The 14,077-nt window shown below is 62.5% G+C and carries 11 protein-coding genes and 1 pseudogene; 4 read left to right on the forward strand and 8 right to left on the reverse strand.

Annotation, left to right across the window (positions count from 1 at the left end; translation table 11 throughout):
• Nucleotides 1–51: 51 nt before the first annotated feature.
• From HWY30_RS36165 to HWY30_RS36175, 3 genes are all read right to left on the reverse strand, one after another.
• Complete coding sequence (locus HWY30_RS36165; protein ID WP_090812114.1) at nucleotides 52–969, reverse strand: dihydrodipicolinate synthase family protein; 918 nt, start codon at nucleotides 967–969, stop codon at nucleotides 52–54.
• A 2-nt stretch (nucleotides 970–971) separates the two neighbouring features.
• Nucleotides 972–2,144 (reverse strand): L-rhamnonate dehydratase, encoded by a 1,173-nt coding sequence (locus tag HWY30_RS36170; RefSeq protein WP_090812113.1) that lies wholly within the window; start codon nucleotides 2,142–2,144, stop codon nucleotides 972–974.
• Between the two features lie 66 nt (nucleotides 2,145–2,210).
• Nucleotides 2,211–3,257: a 4-hydroxythreonine-4-phosphate dehydrogenase PdxA gene (locus tag HWY30_RS36175; protein ID WP_090812112.1), complete on the reverse strand. Its 1,047-nt coding sequence runs from the start codon at nucleotides 3,255–3,257 to the stop codon at nucleotides 2,211–2,213.
• Between the two features lie 171 nt (nucleotides 3,258–3,428).
• Between HWY30_RS36175 and HWY30_RS36180 the strand changes: the two genes are divergently transcribed.
• On the forward strand, nucleotides 3,429–4,406 hold the full coding sequence (locus tag HWY30_RS36180; protein ID WP_090812111.1) for a LysR family transcriptional regulator: 978 nt from the start codon (nucleotides 3,429–3,431) through the stop codon (nucleotides 4,404–4,406).
• Here HWY30_RS36180 and HWY30_RS36185 read toward each other — a convergent pair.
• Entirely contained in the window at nucleotides 4,373–4,597 is a 225-nt protein-coding gene (locus HWY30_RS36185) for a hypothetical protein (RefSeq protein ID WP_090812110.1), read from the reverse strand. The genes HWY30_RS36180 and HWY30_RS36185 overlap by 34 nt on opposite strands.
• Nucleotides 4,598–4,952: 355 nt before the next feature.
• Between HWY30_RS36185 and HWY30_RS36190 the strand changes: the two genes are divergently transcribed.
• A complete protein-coding gene (locus tag HWY30_RS36190; protein WP_167368823.1) occupies nucleotides 4,953–6,122 on the forward strand; it encodes an aldose epimerase family protein in 1,170 nt (389 codons plus the stop codon).
• Nucleotides 6,123–6,124: 2 nt separating this feature from the next.
• Nucleotides 6,125–6,880: a substrate-binding periplasmic protein gene (locus HWY30_RS36195; protein ID WP_167368822.1), complete on the forward strand. Its 756-nt coding sequence runs from the start codon at nucleotides 6,125–6,127 to the stop codon at nucleotides 6,878–6,880.
• 623 nt (nucleotides 6,881–7,503) lie between these two features.
• Here the strand turns inward: HWY30_RS36195 and HWY30_RS36200 are convergent.
• The 3 genes from HWY30_RS36200 to HWY30_RS36210 all read right to left on the reverse strand — a co-directional run bounded on the left by HWY30_RS36200 (nucleotide 7,504) and on the right by HWY30_RS36210 (nucleotide 12,185).
• On the reverse strand, nucleotides 7,504–9,183 hold the full coding sequence (locus tag HWY30_RS36200) for an ABC-F family ATP-binding cassette domain-containing protein (RefSeq protein ID WP_090812107.1): 1,680 nt from the start codon (nucleotides 9,181–9,183) through the stop codon (nucleotides 7,504–7,506).
• Nucleotides 9,184–9,447: 264 nt separating this feature from the next.
• On the reverse strand, nucleotides 9,448–10,062 hold the full coding sequence (locus HWY30_RS36205) for a tyrosine-type recombinase/integrase (protein ID WP_090812106.1): 615 nt from the start codon (nucleotides 10,060–10,062) through the stop codon (nucleotides 9,448–9,450).
• Between the two features lie 440 nt (nucleotides 10,063–10,502).
• A complete protein-coding gene (locus tag HWY30_RS36210; protein ID WP_244145141.1) occupies nucleotides 10,503–12,185 on the reverse strand; it encodes a long-chain-fatty-acid--CoA ligase in 1,683 nt (560 codons plus the stop codon).
• A gap of 724 nt (nucleotides 12,186–12,909) precedes the next feature.
• Here HWY30_RS36210 and HWY30_RS43170 point away from each other — a divergent pair.
• Nucleotides 12,910–13,314, forward strand: a complete 405-nt coding sequence (locus HWY30_RS43170) for a hypothetical protein (RefSeq protein ID WP_425199425.1) — start codon at nucleotides 12,910–12,912, stop codon at nucleotides 13,312–13,314.
• A gap of 349 nt (nucleotides 13,315–13,663) precedes the next feature.
• Here the strand turns inward: HWY30_RS43170 and HWY30_RS41190 are convergent.
• Nucleotides 13,664–14,077, reverse strand: a pseudogene (locus tag HWY30_RS41190) (MFS transporter); the annotation flags it as partial.

Here is a 14,077-nt window from a genome sequence, read left to right on the forward strand (position 1 = left end):
CAAACGCGGTTCGCACATGGAACCGCGAAACGCGTGCCGCGCTAACGGACCTCAGCGGCCCCAGCGCAGCACGAGCGGATCGAGCCAGCGCGCGGCGTCGAGCAGCCCAGCGCGAACCTGCGGATGCAGCTCGGGCCACGGCGCGCGCGCCTTGTCGCACGCGATCACGCCGCCCTCCATCATCAGCGCCTTCGCGGTCAGGAAGCCTGCCTGGCGATTCTCGTAGTTGATCAGCGGCAGCCAGCGCGCGTACTGCGCGCACGCTTCGTCACGGTTGCCCGCAAAGTACGCGTCGGTGATCTGGCGAATCCCGTCCGGATAGCCGCCGCCCGTCATCGCGCCGGTCGCGCCCGCGTCGAGATCGGCGAGCAGCGTGATCCCCTCCTCGCCGTCCCACGGACCTTCGATCGCCTCGCCGCCGAGCGCGATAAGCTCGCGCAGTTTCGACGCGGCACCCGCGGTCTCGATCTTGAAGTACGACAAGGCCTCGATCTGGCGCGCGAGCTTTGCGAGGAACGGAGCGGACAGTGTCGTGCCGCTCGCGGGCGCGTCCTGGATCATCAGCGGGATGTCGAGGCCGCCGGTCACTTCCTCGAAGAACGCCTGGATCTGCGCTTCGGACACACGGAACGTCGCGCCGTGATATGGCGGCATCACCATCACCATCGCGGCGCCCAGCGCCTGCGCGTGACGATTGCGTTCCGCGCAGATCCGTGAGCTGAAGTGCGACGTCGTGACGATCACCGGCACGCGGCCGGCGACGTGCTCGAGCGTCGTGCGCGTGATCAGTCCGCGCTCATCGTCGCCTAGCGCGAACTGCTCCGAATAGTTCGCGTGGATGCAGATCCCCTGCGAGCCCGCGTCGATCATGAAATCGAGGCAGCGGCGCTGGCCGTCGAGGTCGAGCGCGCCGTCCTCGGTGAAGATCGTCGGCGCGACTGGGAACACGCCTTTGTAACGCGCTTTCATGATCACTCCACGATCTCGAACTGGTCGAGGAACTCGGTCTTCAGCGTGAGGCCGAGACCCGGCACGTCGTCGCGCAGCTGCAGGTAGCCGTTCTCGGCGACCGGCTCGCCGTCGAAGATGTAATAGAACAGCTCGTTGCCGACCTCGACGTCGAACATCGGGAAGTACTCGCTCATCGGCGACGCGAGCGTGCTCATCGTCAGGTGATAGTTGTGCATCTGGCCCGCATGCGGGATCACCGGCACGCTGTACGCTTCGCACAGCGCGTTGATCTTGTGCGCCATCGTGATGCCGCCGACGCGGTTCGTGTCGTACTGGACCACCGACACCGCCTTGCGGTCGAGCAGCTGCTTGAAGCCGTACAGCGTGAACTCGTGCTCGCCGCCCGAGATCGGGATGCTCGTCAGCTGGTTCAGCTCCGCGTAGCCGTCGATGTCGTCGGCGATCACCGGCTCTTCCAGCCAGCGCGGCTGATACTTCTCGAGCTTCGGCAGAATCCGTTTCGCGTACTCGAGGTTCCAGCCCATGTAGCACTCGAGCATCAGGTCGTTGTCGTAGCCGATCACTTCACGGACCGCGGCGACCGACTTCAGGTTCTCGACGACGCCCTGCTGCCCGTGCGCGGGCCCGTAGCCGAAGCGCATCTTGAACGCCCGGAAGCCCTGGTCGAGGAATTTCTGCGCCTCAGCCTGCATTTCCTTCAGGTCGGTGCGATAGAGCTTCGAGTAGTAGCACGGAATCTTCTCCTTCGTGCGGCCGCCGAGCAGCTTGAAGACCGGCTTGCCGACGCTCTTGCCGAGGATGTCCCAGATCGCGATGTCGACACCCGAGATCGCGGCCATCCCGATCCCCTTGCGGCCCCATGCGTGCGTCGCGCGGTACATCCGCTGGTTCAGGTATTCGTAGTCCCACGGGTCCTGGCCGATCACGAGCGGCGCGAGGTACTGGTCGATGATCACCTTCGCGACCTGCGGTGCGAGCGCGACGTTGCCGTAGCCAACGATCCCGTCGTCGGTCTCGACTTCGACGACCGTCCACGAATGGAAACGGAACGTGCTCATCGTTTCCTGCGGCGCGTACAGCAGGTCCATCGCGTTCGCGCAGAAATTGCCCTGCGGCGGCACGGTCTTGCCCTTCCATTGGAAGACTCGGGCGCGTACGGACTTGATCTTCATTACAGTGTCTCCTGAGATTCGATGTGTTTCGATGCGTCGTGAAGCGCGTGGGCAGCCGGGCGGCCGTTACGCGGAAATCGTCTGCTGCCGGCGCGCGGCGCCCATCCGGCAGGCGATCTGCAAGGCCTGCCAAGTCGCGCCGACGTCGGCGGTGCCGCGGCCTGCAATGTCATACGCGGTGCCGTGCGCGGGCGTCGTGATCGGCACCGGCAGCCCGCCCTGCACGGTCACGCCGCGCGAGAACCCGAGCAGCTTGATCGCGATCTGCCCCTGGTCGTGGTACATCGTGACGATCGCCTGGTAATCGCCGGCCTGCGCCTTCAGGAAGATCGTGTCGGCCGGGAACGGGCCGTGGAACGGCGCATCGGTCGGCCAGTCGCGCGCCTGCAGCTTCGTCACCGCGGGCTCGATGATGTCGATCTCTTCGCGGCCGCAGCTGCCGCCGTCGCCGCCGTGCGGATTGAACGCGGTGATCGCGACCTTCGGCGCCGCGATGCCGTTTGCGAGCAGCGACCGGTAGATCAGCTCCGACGCCTGCTCGATCCGCTCGATGCTCAGGTAGCCCGGCGCGTCCTTCAGCGGCACGTGCGACGAGATGCGCGACGTCCACAGCTCGCCGAGCGTGTTGAATTCGCAGAAGTAGCCGGTCACGCCGAGGTATTCGGCGAAGTGGTGGAGCTCGTCCTCGTGCTTCAGGCCGCCGAGCTTCATCGCGTGCTTGTTCAGCGGCGCGAAGCAGATCGCGTCGACCTCGCCGGCGAGCGTGGCGTCCATGCACAGGTTCAGCACGGTCAGCACCGAGCGGCCGCCGGCCGCGCAGACCTCGCCGACCTTCACTTGTGACGGGTCGATCGTGTCGACTTCGACAAGCGCGGGACACGCGATCGACGGCCGGTTGCGCGCGGCGGCGAGCGACGCGATCGGCTCGACGTCGACTTGCACGCCGGCCACGCGCTGGCCGGCTTCCCACAGCCAGCGGTCGCCGACCAGCACCAGGTTCGCGCGGGACGTCGCATCGGGGCGCGCGAGCAGCTTCGCGATCAGCTCGGCACCGATGCCGGCGGGATCGCCGAGCGTCAGCGCGATGACGGGCAAGGTCGACGGGGCCGTCATGCCAGTTCTCCCGCGTGCGCCACGCGGTGCGCGACCGTTGACTTCGTCTGCATAATGCGTCTCCTTTTCGCCGGAATCCGGCTGTTCCTGATATGGGGTTCATGCTAGGTAGACGGACCGTGCCCGTAAATTGAAAACTCTTGATGAATCGATAACCTGAGGTAATCAAACATGGGCTCGATCGACAAACGCGACTCGACGCCGCAGCTGCTGAACCGGTTGCGGATGCGTCAGATCGCGCTGTTGCTCGCGGTCGACGAATGCTCGACGCTGCACGCGGCGGCCGACCGGCTCGGCCTCACGCAGCCGGCCGCGACAAAGATGCTGCACGAACTCGAGAACGCGCTCGGTCAGCGGCTGTTCAATCGCGTCGGGCGCGGCCTCGTGTTGAATCCGGCCGGCGAGCGCGTGCTCGGCTACTTTCGCGGGATCCGGGGCAGCATGGAGGCGCTGAACCGCGAGCTCGCGGAGCTGCAGCTCGGCAGCGCCGGGCGGCTCGCGATCGGCAGCATCATGGCCGCGTCGCCGGGGCGGCTCACCGAGGCGCTCGTGCAGCTGAAGGCGCGCTATCCGCTGCTCGCGATCGACATCGCGGTCGACACCAGCGACCGGCTGATGCCGCAATTGCAGGAAGGCGTGCTCGAGGTCGTGATCGGCCGCGACGCCGGCAGCGACTGCGTGTTCCGCGCGGTCGACGACGAGGCGCTCGCGGTCGTCTCCGGCCGCAACCATCCGCTCGCGGGCGCGGGGCCGGTCGGGTTCGACGCGCTGCTCGAGTATCCGTGGATCCTGCAGCCGGGCGGCAGCCCGGCGCGCGAGGTCATCGAGGGCGAGTTCCGGATGCATCACCAGCCGATGCCGCGCGGGCTGATCGAGACCGGCTCGATGCTGACGACGATGAACCTCGTCGACCGCTCGCAGATGCTCGGCGTGATCCCGCTGACGGTCGCGCAGCGCAACGCGGAGCACGGGCTCGTCGCGATCGTCGACTACACGCTTGCGCAGAAGCTGCCGTCGTACGGCAGCCTCGTTCGGCGCGACCGGCCGCTCAGCATCCCCGCGCGGCAGTTCCTCACGCTGTTCCATCACGAGGACGACGGCGAGCAGCCAGGCGGTCAGTTGTCCGGCGTCGACACCAGCAGCACGTAAGCCGGCACGTCGGTCGTGCCGGCCAGCGGATGCACGACCGTCGCCTGCACCGACAGCGCGGCGGCGATGTCCGGCGCGCTGTCGATCGTCCCCGTGCGCGTGATCGTCACCAGGCGCGTGGGGCAGCGCAGCGTCTCGCGATACAGCGCTCCGTACCACAGCGGCCGCGTGCGGTACGCGTCCTCGAGCACGTCAGACGCCGCGCGCCATTGCAGCGGCAGGAACTCCTCGCGATCGCATATGGGGTCGGTAGCGAGCCTGAAGACGATGGCCGAGCAGATCGCGGAGAACGCGCGAAGGCTCGTGAAAGGCGAGCCGCTGCTGAACGTCGTCGACGTCGGTCGCGGTTACTGAGTGCCGTTGCGACGATTGATCCGCACCTCGGCGCAATGCCGATCGATAACATACGGATATCGATATATCGCGTAATTTCATTAGTCGGTTATCGACGATCTCCTGATACTAGGCGCTCACCGGAAGCCCGGAATGGCGCTGCCCCCGGACCGCCACGCCGGGCAAATCGACAGACAAAAAAGGAGACGAACGATGTTGAGGTTACGTGCGTGCGCAGCGCTGATCCTGCTCGCCGGCCTGCCGGCCCTGGCGACGGCCTCGGCGCCCTACGTCGACGTGAAGCCGGCAGGCTATCAGAGCGTGATCGACGGCAAGCAGACCGACCTCTACACGCTGAAGAACAAGCAGGGCATGGTCGTGAAGATCAGCAACTACGGAGGCAAGATCGTCGAGCTGCTGGTTCCGGACCGCAACGGCAATCTGGGCGACGTCGTGATGGGCTTCGACACGATCGAGGACGGAAACAGGTACAACCCGTCCACCGGCGCGATCATTGGCCGCTATGCGAACCGAATCGCGAAGGGCCAGTTTACGATGGACGGCAAGCTGTACCAGCTCAGCATCAACAACGGCCCGAACCACCTGCACGGCGGCAAGAAGGGCTCGCGCTTCCGTGTGTTCGACGCGAAGCAGCTCGACGATCACACGCTGCAGATCAACTACGTGTTCAAGGACGGCGAAGAAGGATATCCGGGCAACTGCAGCCTAAAGGTCGTCTATACGCTGACCGACGACAACGCGCTGAAGATCAGGTACGACTCGGTCACCGACAGGAAGACCATCGTCAACTTCTCGAATCACGCGGGCTTCAACCTGAGCGGAGACCCGAGCAACAGCATCGTGAATCACGTGGTGACGATCGACGCTGATACCTTCACGCCGGTCGTCAAGCTGATCCCGACCGGCGAGCGTCGCAGCGTCAAAGGGACGCCGTTCGACTTCACGAAGCCGACGCGCATTGCCGACCTGATCTACACGCAGGACGATCAGCTGAAACAAGGCCAGCAGCTCGCGAACCCGCCTGCCGAAGGCGGCTACGACCACAACTGGTTTCTGAACAAGCGTCCGGGCGAATTAGGGCTCGCCGCGCGCGTGTACGAGCCGACGTCCGGCCGGGTGCTGGAGATCTACACGACCGAGCCGGCGATTCACTTCTACTCGGGCAACGCACTGCCCGGCACCGACGTCGGCAAGGGCGGCAGAATCTACGGATTCCGCAGCTTCTTCACGATGCTCGCCGAGCATCCGGACGATTCGCCGAACGAACCCAACTGGCCGACGACCGTGCTGAATCCCGGCGAGCGGTTCACGGCGACGACGATCTATAAATTCTCCACGGCGAAATCAGCGGGGACACCATGACGATGAAACGCATCTACGCGACGACGGGCGCCTGCGCGGCGGCCGTCGCGATCGCGTGCCACGCCTTGCCCGCGCACGCGGAAGAGATCCGGGTCGCGGACAACGCGCCATACACGATCGACCCCGTTCGCCATCCGGATGCCGACAGCGGCCACAACGGCTTCTTCCTCGACATCGTCAGGCAGATGGCCGCCGCGATGAAGCGGGACATTGCCGTGAAATTCGTCGGCTGGCAGGACGCGCAGGCCGAAGCGAGGGCCGGGCACGACATCCTCTTCTTCCCGTACTCGCGAACCGCCGAACGCGAGCCGAACTACATGTGGGTACAGAAGGTGTGGGATATCGAAGAGGTCTTCGTGTCGCAGCCGGGCGCCGCCGCCATCGATTCCTATGATGCGGGCAACGCGTTGCGGGCGATCGGCGTCGTGGGCGGGTCGACGGGCCACGCCGAACTGAAGAAGCGCGGCTTCTCGAATCTCAAGCTCTACAGCAACGCGGCCGCCGTCACCGAGGCCGTCGCCGCCCGCGAGGTGGATGCCGCATACAGCGCTGACATCGAACTGAAATTCGCGTGGCGTGCGGCGAAGCATCCGGGGAATCTCGTCGTCGGAAAGACGCTCGCAAGGCGCGCGCTGTACATCGCCGCGTCGAAGGATTCGCCGGAAATCGATCGCGACGCCTGGGCGAAGGCGTTCGACACGGTCAAGCGTGATGGCGTCGTCGATCGCGCCTACGCGTACTACTTCGGCCAGAAATAGCGAAGCACGGAGCGCAGGTGGCTAAATTGGCCGTCTTGCGCTTCCATCAAAGCCACTAATACAAAGGATCAGGAGAGAAACTTTTACTACGAACTCCCCCGCCTTGATCGAGCAGCGAGGGCAAGGTCCGCATCCAACGCTGGTGCTTGATCTGCGCGAACACCGTTCAGCGGGCTCAATAGTCTTTATGAAACCGTCTGTTAAGCGGCCGGCATCAAGCGCAGCGGATCATACCAAGCATGCGACCTGCTTTGGCTATAGCGATGCAAGCCCGTTCGCACGGAAGACTCCATGCACGCCTTTCGCTAAAGCATCGTTCGGAATTGCGCCCAGAACGTTCAAGCGCCGAAGCTCGCATTGGTCGCGAGCGCGCCCGACCGGACGTGCCCCCTCAGGCTGACATTAAGACCCCGCGCCGTGGTAGACGCCTGGCGCGCAGAACCGCAAAGGCCGCTCATGGTGACGTTGCCGACGTTGGAAAGTCTTCACGACCCAGCAGGCAAGTGACCGCTCATGGCCGATATCTTGCATTGGAGCGCGCTTGTCCGCACGAATGCTGAAGACGTTGGCGAACGTCCGCGCGTCGCCCGCCATGCAACGCGCGCCACCCGCCAAGAGATAACTCAGGCGATGACCTTCTGCTCTGCGGCAGCCTGCTCGCGCATGCGACGGGCTTCGTCGCGCAGGAACTGCTGGTAATCGTCCAGATCCCCGTCGAAGGGCTCGACGCCGCCCTTGGTGACCAGCCAGAACTCATCACATACCGCGCGCAGCAGGGCCCGGTCGTGACTGACCAGCATCACCGTGCCTTCGAATTCGTTGAGCGCCATGGCTAGCGCTTCGCGTGTGGCCAGGTCGAGGTGGTTGGTGGGCTCATCGAGTAGCAGAAGGTTGGGACGCTGCCACACGATCATGCACAACACGAGCCGCGCCTTTTCGCCGCCGCTCATCGTGCCAACCGCCTGATGGACCATGTCGCCACTGAAGTTGAAGGTGCCGAGGAAGGTGCGAAGCGATTGTTCGGTTCCACTCTGGCCGGGGGCGCGCATTTGAACCGGCGTGTCCCTGGCAAGGCGGATCATGTGTTCCATCGGCGTGTCGAGCGGGCGCAGCACGTCGAGTTCCTGCTGGGCGAAGTAGCCGATGTTCAGGCCTTTGCCTTCGCTGATTTCGCCGGTAATCGGCGTAAGCGCGTGCGCCACCGTCTTCACCAGCGTGGACTTCCCTTGGCCGTTGGCACCGAGAATGCCGATGCGCTGCCCGGCCAGCACGGAACGGTTGATGCCCCGCACGATGACCGTGGGCGGCGTGCCCGGCAGTGCGCCGGTCGGCGCGGGGTAGCCGAAGGTCGCGTCCAGCATCGACAACAGCGGGTTCGGGACATTGAGCGGCTCCTTGAACTCGAAAGTGAACTCCGAATCGGCAAGCACCGGTGCGATCTTCTCCATGCGCTCAAGCGCCTTGACCCGGCTCTGCGCCTGTTTCGCCTTCGACGCCTTGGCCTTGAAGCGGTCGATGAATTTCTGCAGATGGGCGATCTTGTCCGCCTGCCGGGCCACCGCGGCTTGCTGCAACAGGAGCTGCTCTGCGCGCATCTCTTCAAACTTGCTGTAGTTGCCGCCATAACGCACGAGCTTGGCGTTGTCGACGTGCACCGTCACCTGCGTCACCGCGTCGAGGAATTCGCGGTCGTGGCTGATCACGACCAGGGTTCCTTGATAGCGCTTGAGCCAGGCTTCCAGCCAGACCAGCGCGTCGAGGTCGAGATGGTTGGTCGGCTCGTCGAGCAGCAGCAGGTCGGATGGGCACATGAGGGCGCGCGCCAGTTGCAGTCGCATGCGCCAGCCGCCGGAGAAGCTGTTGACCGGCTGGCCAAGCTGCGCAGCACTGAAGCCAAGTCCCAGGATCAGCGCCTGGGCACGTGCGGGGGCATCGTGTGCACCGGCGTCGTGCAGGGCCATATAGGCGTGGGCCATGCGCATGCCGTCGTCGCTGACCTCAGCGGCAGCTACTTCGGCCTGCGCGGCCAGCAGTATGGCGTCACCCTCGATGACGAAGTCCGTCGCGCTCTGCTCGGTCTCCGGCATCTCCTGCGCGACCTGGCCCATCTTCCACGAAGCGGGAATCGAGAACTCGCCGCCGTCTTCGTGCAGCGTGCCGTTGAGAAGGCCGAAGAAGGATGACTTGCCGGCGCCATTGCGGCCGACAAGGCCAATCTTTTCGCCGGGGGTGAAGGTGACGGACGCGCTATCGAGTACGACATTGACGCCGCGGCGCAGCGTGACATTACGGACGGAAATCATAAGGAGCTACTTCGGAGAGGATAGGCATGATAGCCGACCGGACGTACAAGGCGGTCTCTTTCCTGGCCGAACGAGTGAAGAGCCGCTTGCGCTTTGCGGCGCCCACCGGCAACAAAGCGAGGTAGGCCATGGTGCACCGGGCGTTCCAGCTACGTAGCCAGCGAACTTAGCGGTGGATGACGGAACTTGGTCGAAAAGCGCGGTTTAGCCGTGGCGCAAGCGCGGCTGGCGGCGAGCAACCTGTCGCGCAGCCACGTCCCGATGTTAGATTTCAGTTTGCTCAGATATTTCGAGGGCATCGTCGACCTCAATCCCGAGATATCGAACAGTGCTTTCCAATTTGCTGTGACCAAGCAGGAGTTGAACGGCTCTAAGATTCTTCGTCCGCTTGTAGATCAAGGTGGCCTTCGTCCGGCGCATCGTGTGCGTGCCGTAAGCGGTCGGATCAAGACCGATTGCAGCGACCCACTGATGAACCATCCTGGCGTATTGTCGCGTTGAAATGTGCGGCGAGCGAGAAAGCCGACTCGGGAATAGGTACTGATCGGACCTCAGCTTGGCTTTCTCAATCCATGCAGCAACGGCAGTGCGAGCTGGCTCCGTGACCTCAAACTGCACGGGCCGTTTAGTCTTGCTCTGCATGATCATCGCACGCGGCAGTATCTGATTGCCGTGAGTCACGTCGCGGACATGCAGGTTGACGAGATCGCAACCGCGCAGCTTACTGTCGATCGCAAGATTGAATAACGCAAGATCGCGAACCGCATGCGCGTTCTGCAGGTGAATCCGGATTGCCCAGACGTCTTTTGGCTTCAACGGCGGCTTCTGACCGATCAGCTTGGCCTTGTTCCAAGGCTCCCGGTTTTGAATGCTTCCCATGACAAACTCCCCTTGAGTTGATGGGAAATATATTGTCTGCCGTTATTTTTCCGCCACACCGGTTCCATCCTGTCTTCTTACCCGAATCGGCCTGAGCCGTCATTCGAGCATCGGTGCCGGTCAGACGGGTATGGGGCGCCTTCCTGTCATTCACAGGTCGGTGGTCGCGAATGACTCGTCCCGCGGAAAGCGAACGAGTACTTGCGACCCACACCGGCCCTTCGACACATCGCAACCTAAACGGCAGCTTCCAAGGGTACAACGGTCATTCGCTTAGTCGCGTTAGACGGCGAATGAAAGGGCATTCGTGTCATTCATCTACCCGTGAAGCTTGCCCAGTGCGTATGGCCGGTCTTGAGAACAGCAAATGTGCCGAGCAGGTGACTGCAAATCCCTATGCAAATGCTGCAAGGCAGCTGCTTAATCCAGCCCATGCACAGTTACGGCCGTAGGCACTCATTCTCCCGCTCCTGCAGCAGCCGCCATTGAACCTTCCCGCTGCCCGTCCGGGGCAGCCTGGGGACGAATTCGACGATCTGGGGTACCTTGTACGACGCCATATGATCGTGTGCCCATGCAATGATTTGCTGTTCTGAAACCTCGGCGCCGGCGCGCAGGACCACGAATGCCTTCACGGCTTCACCCCTGCGCGCATCGCGTGCTGCGACGACGCACGCCTCCTGAATCGCAGGGTGTTCGAAAAGCAAAGTCTCGACTTCGGCCGGCCATACCTTATAACCGGATGCGTTAATCATTCGCTTCAACCGGTCGATGAAAAAGAAAAATCCGTCCTCGTCGACATAGCCTAGGTCGCCAGTGCGCAGATAACGTATCCCGGAAACCTCGACGAAGGCATCGCGCGTGGCGTCAGGGCGTCCCCAGTATCCTTCGAACACTTGCGGGCCACTGATCAGAATTTCTCCCGTTAAACGCGTACCGAGAACCTCGAAGGTTGTGGGGTCAACCACAATCGATTCTGTGTCCTGAATCGGTATACCCAAACACTGCTGCTTGCAGCGCTGCGGAGGGTTGAGATGGGTCGCCCCGATGGTCTCGGACAACCCGTAGCCCTCCAGGTAGGGAGCGGCCAAACGTGCTGCCATGCGCTGCGCCAGTGCCCTCGGCATCGCAGCGCCACCGCCACCCACGATCTCGATGGAGCTTAGATCGAAACGGTCGAGATCGGGCACGCTCATGAAGTCAATCATCATCGTCGAGATTGCACTCCAGTACCCTACGCGATAGCGCTCGATCAGTTGCGCGGCACAGTGACTGTCCCAACGCGTCATTACGACCATGGTCGCCCCGACGAAGATGGCCACATTCATCGTGTGTTGCATCCCGGTGACATGAAACATCGGCATCGAGCATAAGATGACCGAATCCGACGACAAATGACACCACTGCACTGAGGCGGCAACTACATGATTTGCGCTTCGATGCGTATGCATACATCCTTTCGGGGCACCGGTGGTGCCCGACGTGTAGGGAATCACCGCGAGGTCCTCGGATGATGAGACGTACGGCGACGGCTGCTGAGCGGCCGCAAGTGCGGCACGCCAGCGCACGGCTTTCGGTGCGATAGCTGCGGAGAACTCGGGCTGGACATCGAAATCGCGGGCGGCCTCGGCAAGCACGGCCGGAAGCGGCAGGTCGGTGGCTTCACCAAGATAGTCCGCATAGCGCGCCACGATCGCACGCCCGAGCGCATCGCCGAGAAGCGGTCGGGCATTGTCGTAGAGTTCCTCACCCAGCAGCGCGACCTTGGCACCGCAGTCCTCAATAATGAGCCGAAGTTCGGCAGCAATGCTCATCGGATTCACCGGCACAACCACTGCATTGGCTCGCAAGATTGCGTAGTACCCGATGATGTATTGCGGGCTGTTCTGCATATAGAGCGCGACGCGATCACCACGGGCGACGCCGCACTGATGCTGCAGGAAGCCGGCGAGCGCCTCCACTTCTTGCCGCAACTGCGCGTAACTTATCGCACTGCCGTAGTAGCGAAGTGCCGTCTTGCCGGGATCGCGGGCGGCAGAGGCTTCGAGGTTGTCGTACAGCGAAGTCTGCGGCGATGACAGGTGATGCGGAAGGCCGTCGGGCCAATATGGCGAATATTTCACGTTTCCCTCCTTTAAAATGTCACTCCGATTGCCCTCAACGTTGGTTGATGTCGTGGCATCGGTCCGTGTGCCGTGGTATCGGGTAGTGCGGCAGATGAGGTACCGCGTTATAGAGCTTCTTTTGTGCGCTTCAATCCGATCCTAAGCACAGTGCGCCGGTGACCATGCGACATAGCGTCGACGGCTGTCTTTGCGAGTGCTCTTACTGGAGGAAGACGCATCGTGAGAAGCGGCGCTGCGACGACGCTCCGCGGATGTCAGTAGCTGTGCATGGTGCCTTTACGATGCAGTAGCGATGTGGAGACGTTGGGAGCGTGGGATATCGGTCGCCTGTCGATTTGCACGCTTCCCTCCAGAGAGTTATAGACCCGGGCTGTGTCGCGCGATACCGTAAGTTGTTCTCTGCTCCGCGATCGTGCGTTGCACGCATGCCAAAGCTGTGGCGAGACTTCCAAAGGGTGGCAGTATCAGCAGGAAACGCCAATGAGCAATGCAATCATCATACAAAGACAGTGCAGGTATAAATGTGCTGATCAGCTCGGCGCAAAAGAGGGGGGAATAGCAGCCGATGTGAGACAGACATACTCCTCATGTCCTCCTGTGACGGATACCCTCTTTACGGATGTGTCGTTGCGTAGGATTTCCTTGACACAGCCCGCGCGTTCCTCGGAACCGCGGGCTTGGCCTTTCTACTTTCGAGTGCGAAAGCGTGCGCACAAACGGCATGGCTCACTTCCTTGGTGTGGGCAGCAAAACGCGCACCGTCTGGCCCACCCTCGCGGGTTCCGTAGGCGGCTTTGCGACCGATTTGCGCCTACAGATCGTCACCATTGTGTGCTCCGACGCGGAGCCGCGCTCAACGCCGCAAGAACCACAACAGCACGGATACCACAACCGAAATCACGATGCACGTGACGATCGGGAAGTGAAAGTTGAATCCACCGCGGACGATATGGATGTCGCCGGGCAGTCGGCCGAACGGGATGCGCGCGAGCCAGTGCCATCCGAGGCCGGCAAGAATGCACAGTGTGCCAATAACGATCAGGAAACGGTTCATGGGGCGCCGTCACCCACGGTAGCCGACGAGGTCATCATAGCCCCACGCAGGCGGAGTATCCGCGCCGATTGAATTTTGAGCCACCGCGTTGACGAAGGACTCTCGACAACGCTTTCTGCCGCCAATTGCCCTAGGCGGGAGACCGTAGCCGACCCTGAAGAGACATCCAGCTTTCTCGTCAGCGGCCATTCGCCGCGTACAACCGATGGGGTTGCACGCAAATAACCCGTCTTATTTGATGCGCAAAGGGCTATGAGCGGTCGATTCGAGCCTTGCTCCGGAACGGCACTCCCAAGCCGGGCCGGATGGCTTCAAACCATCGCGAAGTTGAACCGCGCTCAGTCTGCAATCAATCGAACATGCGGCTCAAATGAGGGTACATTGCGTCTGTGCAAATAGCTTGGGGGTGTCATGGCCCGCATCAAAGCGGAACCGTTGATGACGCAAGCGCCGCCTTGCGATGCCCACCGACTGTCCACGCAATGATGGTACCGATTGCGAGAGCTAACAGGCATGCAGTCGGAACGAGCATTGGTGCTACATGACTGTTGGTTACCTTGCCAACGTACGGCATGAGGTTCTGTCCGAAGAACCCTCCAAGGTTTCCAATGCAGTTGATGGCAGCGACACTTGCGGCGGCTCGAGCGCCAGAAAAGAAGCGTGGGGGAAGCGACCAGAAGCAAGGGTATAGCAGTGGAATACAGGCGCCGCCCAGACACAGAGCAATGAAGCGCAACGACACTGTCGGCAACACGAGGCTCGATGCAAAGCATACGACGCCGATGCCGGCGACTATGGCCATTGCTTTTAACACCACCTGTTCACGTTTGAGCTT

Origin of the sequence: Paraburkholderia tuberum STM678 (genome assembly GCF_902833905.1) — a bacterium.
In the GTDB taxonomy this organism is placed as follows: Bacteria; Pseudomonadota; Gammaproteobacteria; order Burkholderiales; family Burkholderiaceae; genus Paraburkholderia; species Paraburkholderia tuberum.

Excerpts from the sequence above, each read along its gene's own strand:
- HWY30_RS36175 (WP_090812112.1), bottom strand. The coding sequence starts at position 3,257 with ATGACGGCCCCGTCGACCTTGCCCGTCATCGCGCTGACGCTCGGCGAT.
- HWY30_RS36200 (WP_090812107.1), bottom strand. The coding sequence starts at position 9,183 with ATGATTTCCGTCCGTAATGTCACGCTGCGCCGCGGCGTCAATGTCGTA.
- HWY30_RS43170 (WP_425199425.1), top strand. The coding sequence starts at position 12,910 with ATGGCTCACTTCCTTGGTGTGGGCAGCAAAACGCGCACCGTCTGGCCC.
- HWY30_RS36205 (WP_090812106.1), bottom strand. The coding sequence starts at position 10,062 with ATGGGAAGCATTCAAAACCGGGAGCCTTGGAACAAGGCCAAGCTGATC.
- HWY30_RS36195 (WP_167368822.1), top strand. The coding sequence starts at position 6,125 with ATGAAACGCATCTACGCGACGACGGGCGCCTGCGCGGCGGCCGTCGCG.
- HWY30_RS36170 (WP_090812113.1), bottom strand. The coding sequence starts at position 2,144 with ATGAAGATCAAGTCCGTACGCGCCCGAGTCTTCCAATGGAAGGGCAAG.
- HWY30_RS36190 (WP_167368823.1), top strand. The coding sequence starts at position 4,953 with ATGTTGAGGTTACGTGCGTGCGCAGCGCTGATCCTGCTCGCCGGCCTG.
- HWY30_RS36180 (WP_090812111.1), top strand. The coding sequence starts at position 3,429 with ATGGGCTCGATCGACAAACGCGACTCGACGCCGCAGCTGCTGAACCGG.
- HWY30_RS36165 (WP_090812114.1), bottom strand. The coding sequence starts at position 969 with ATGAAAGCGCGTTACAAAGGCGTGTTCCCAGTCGCGCCGACGATCTTC.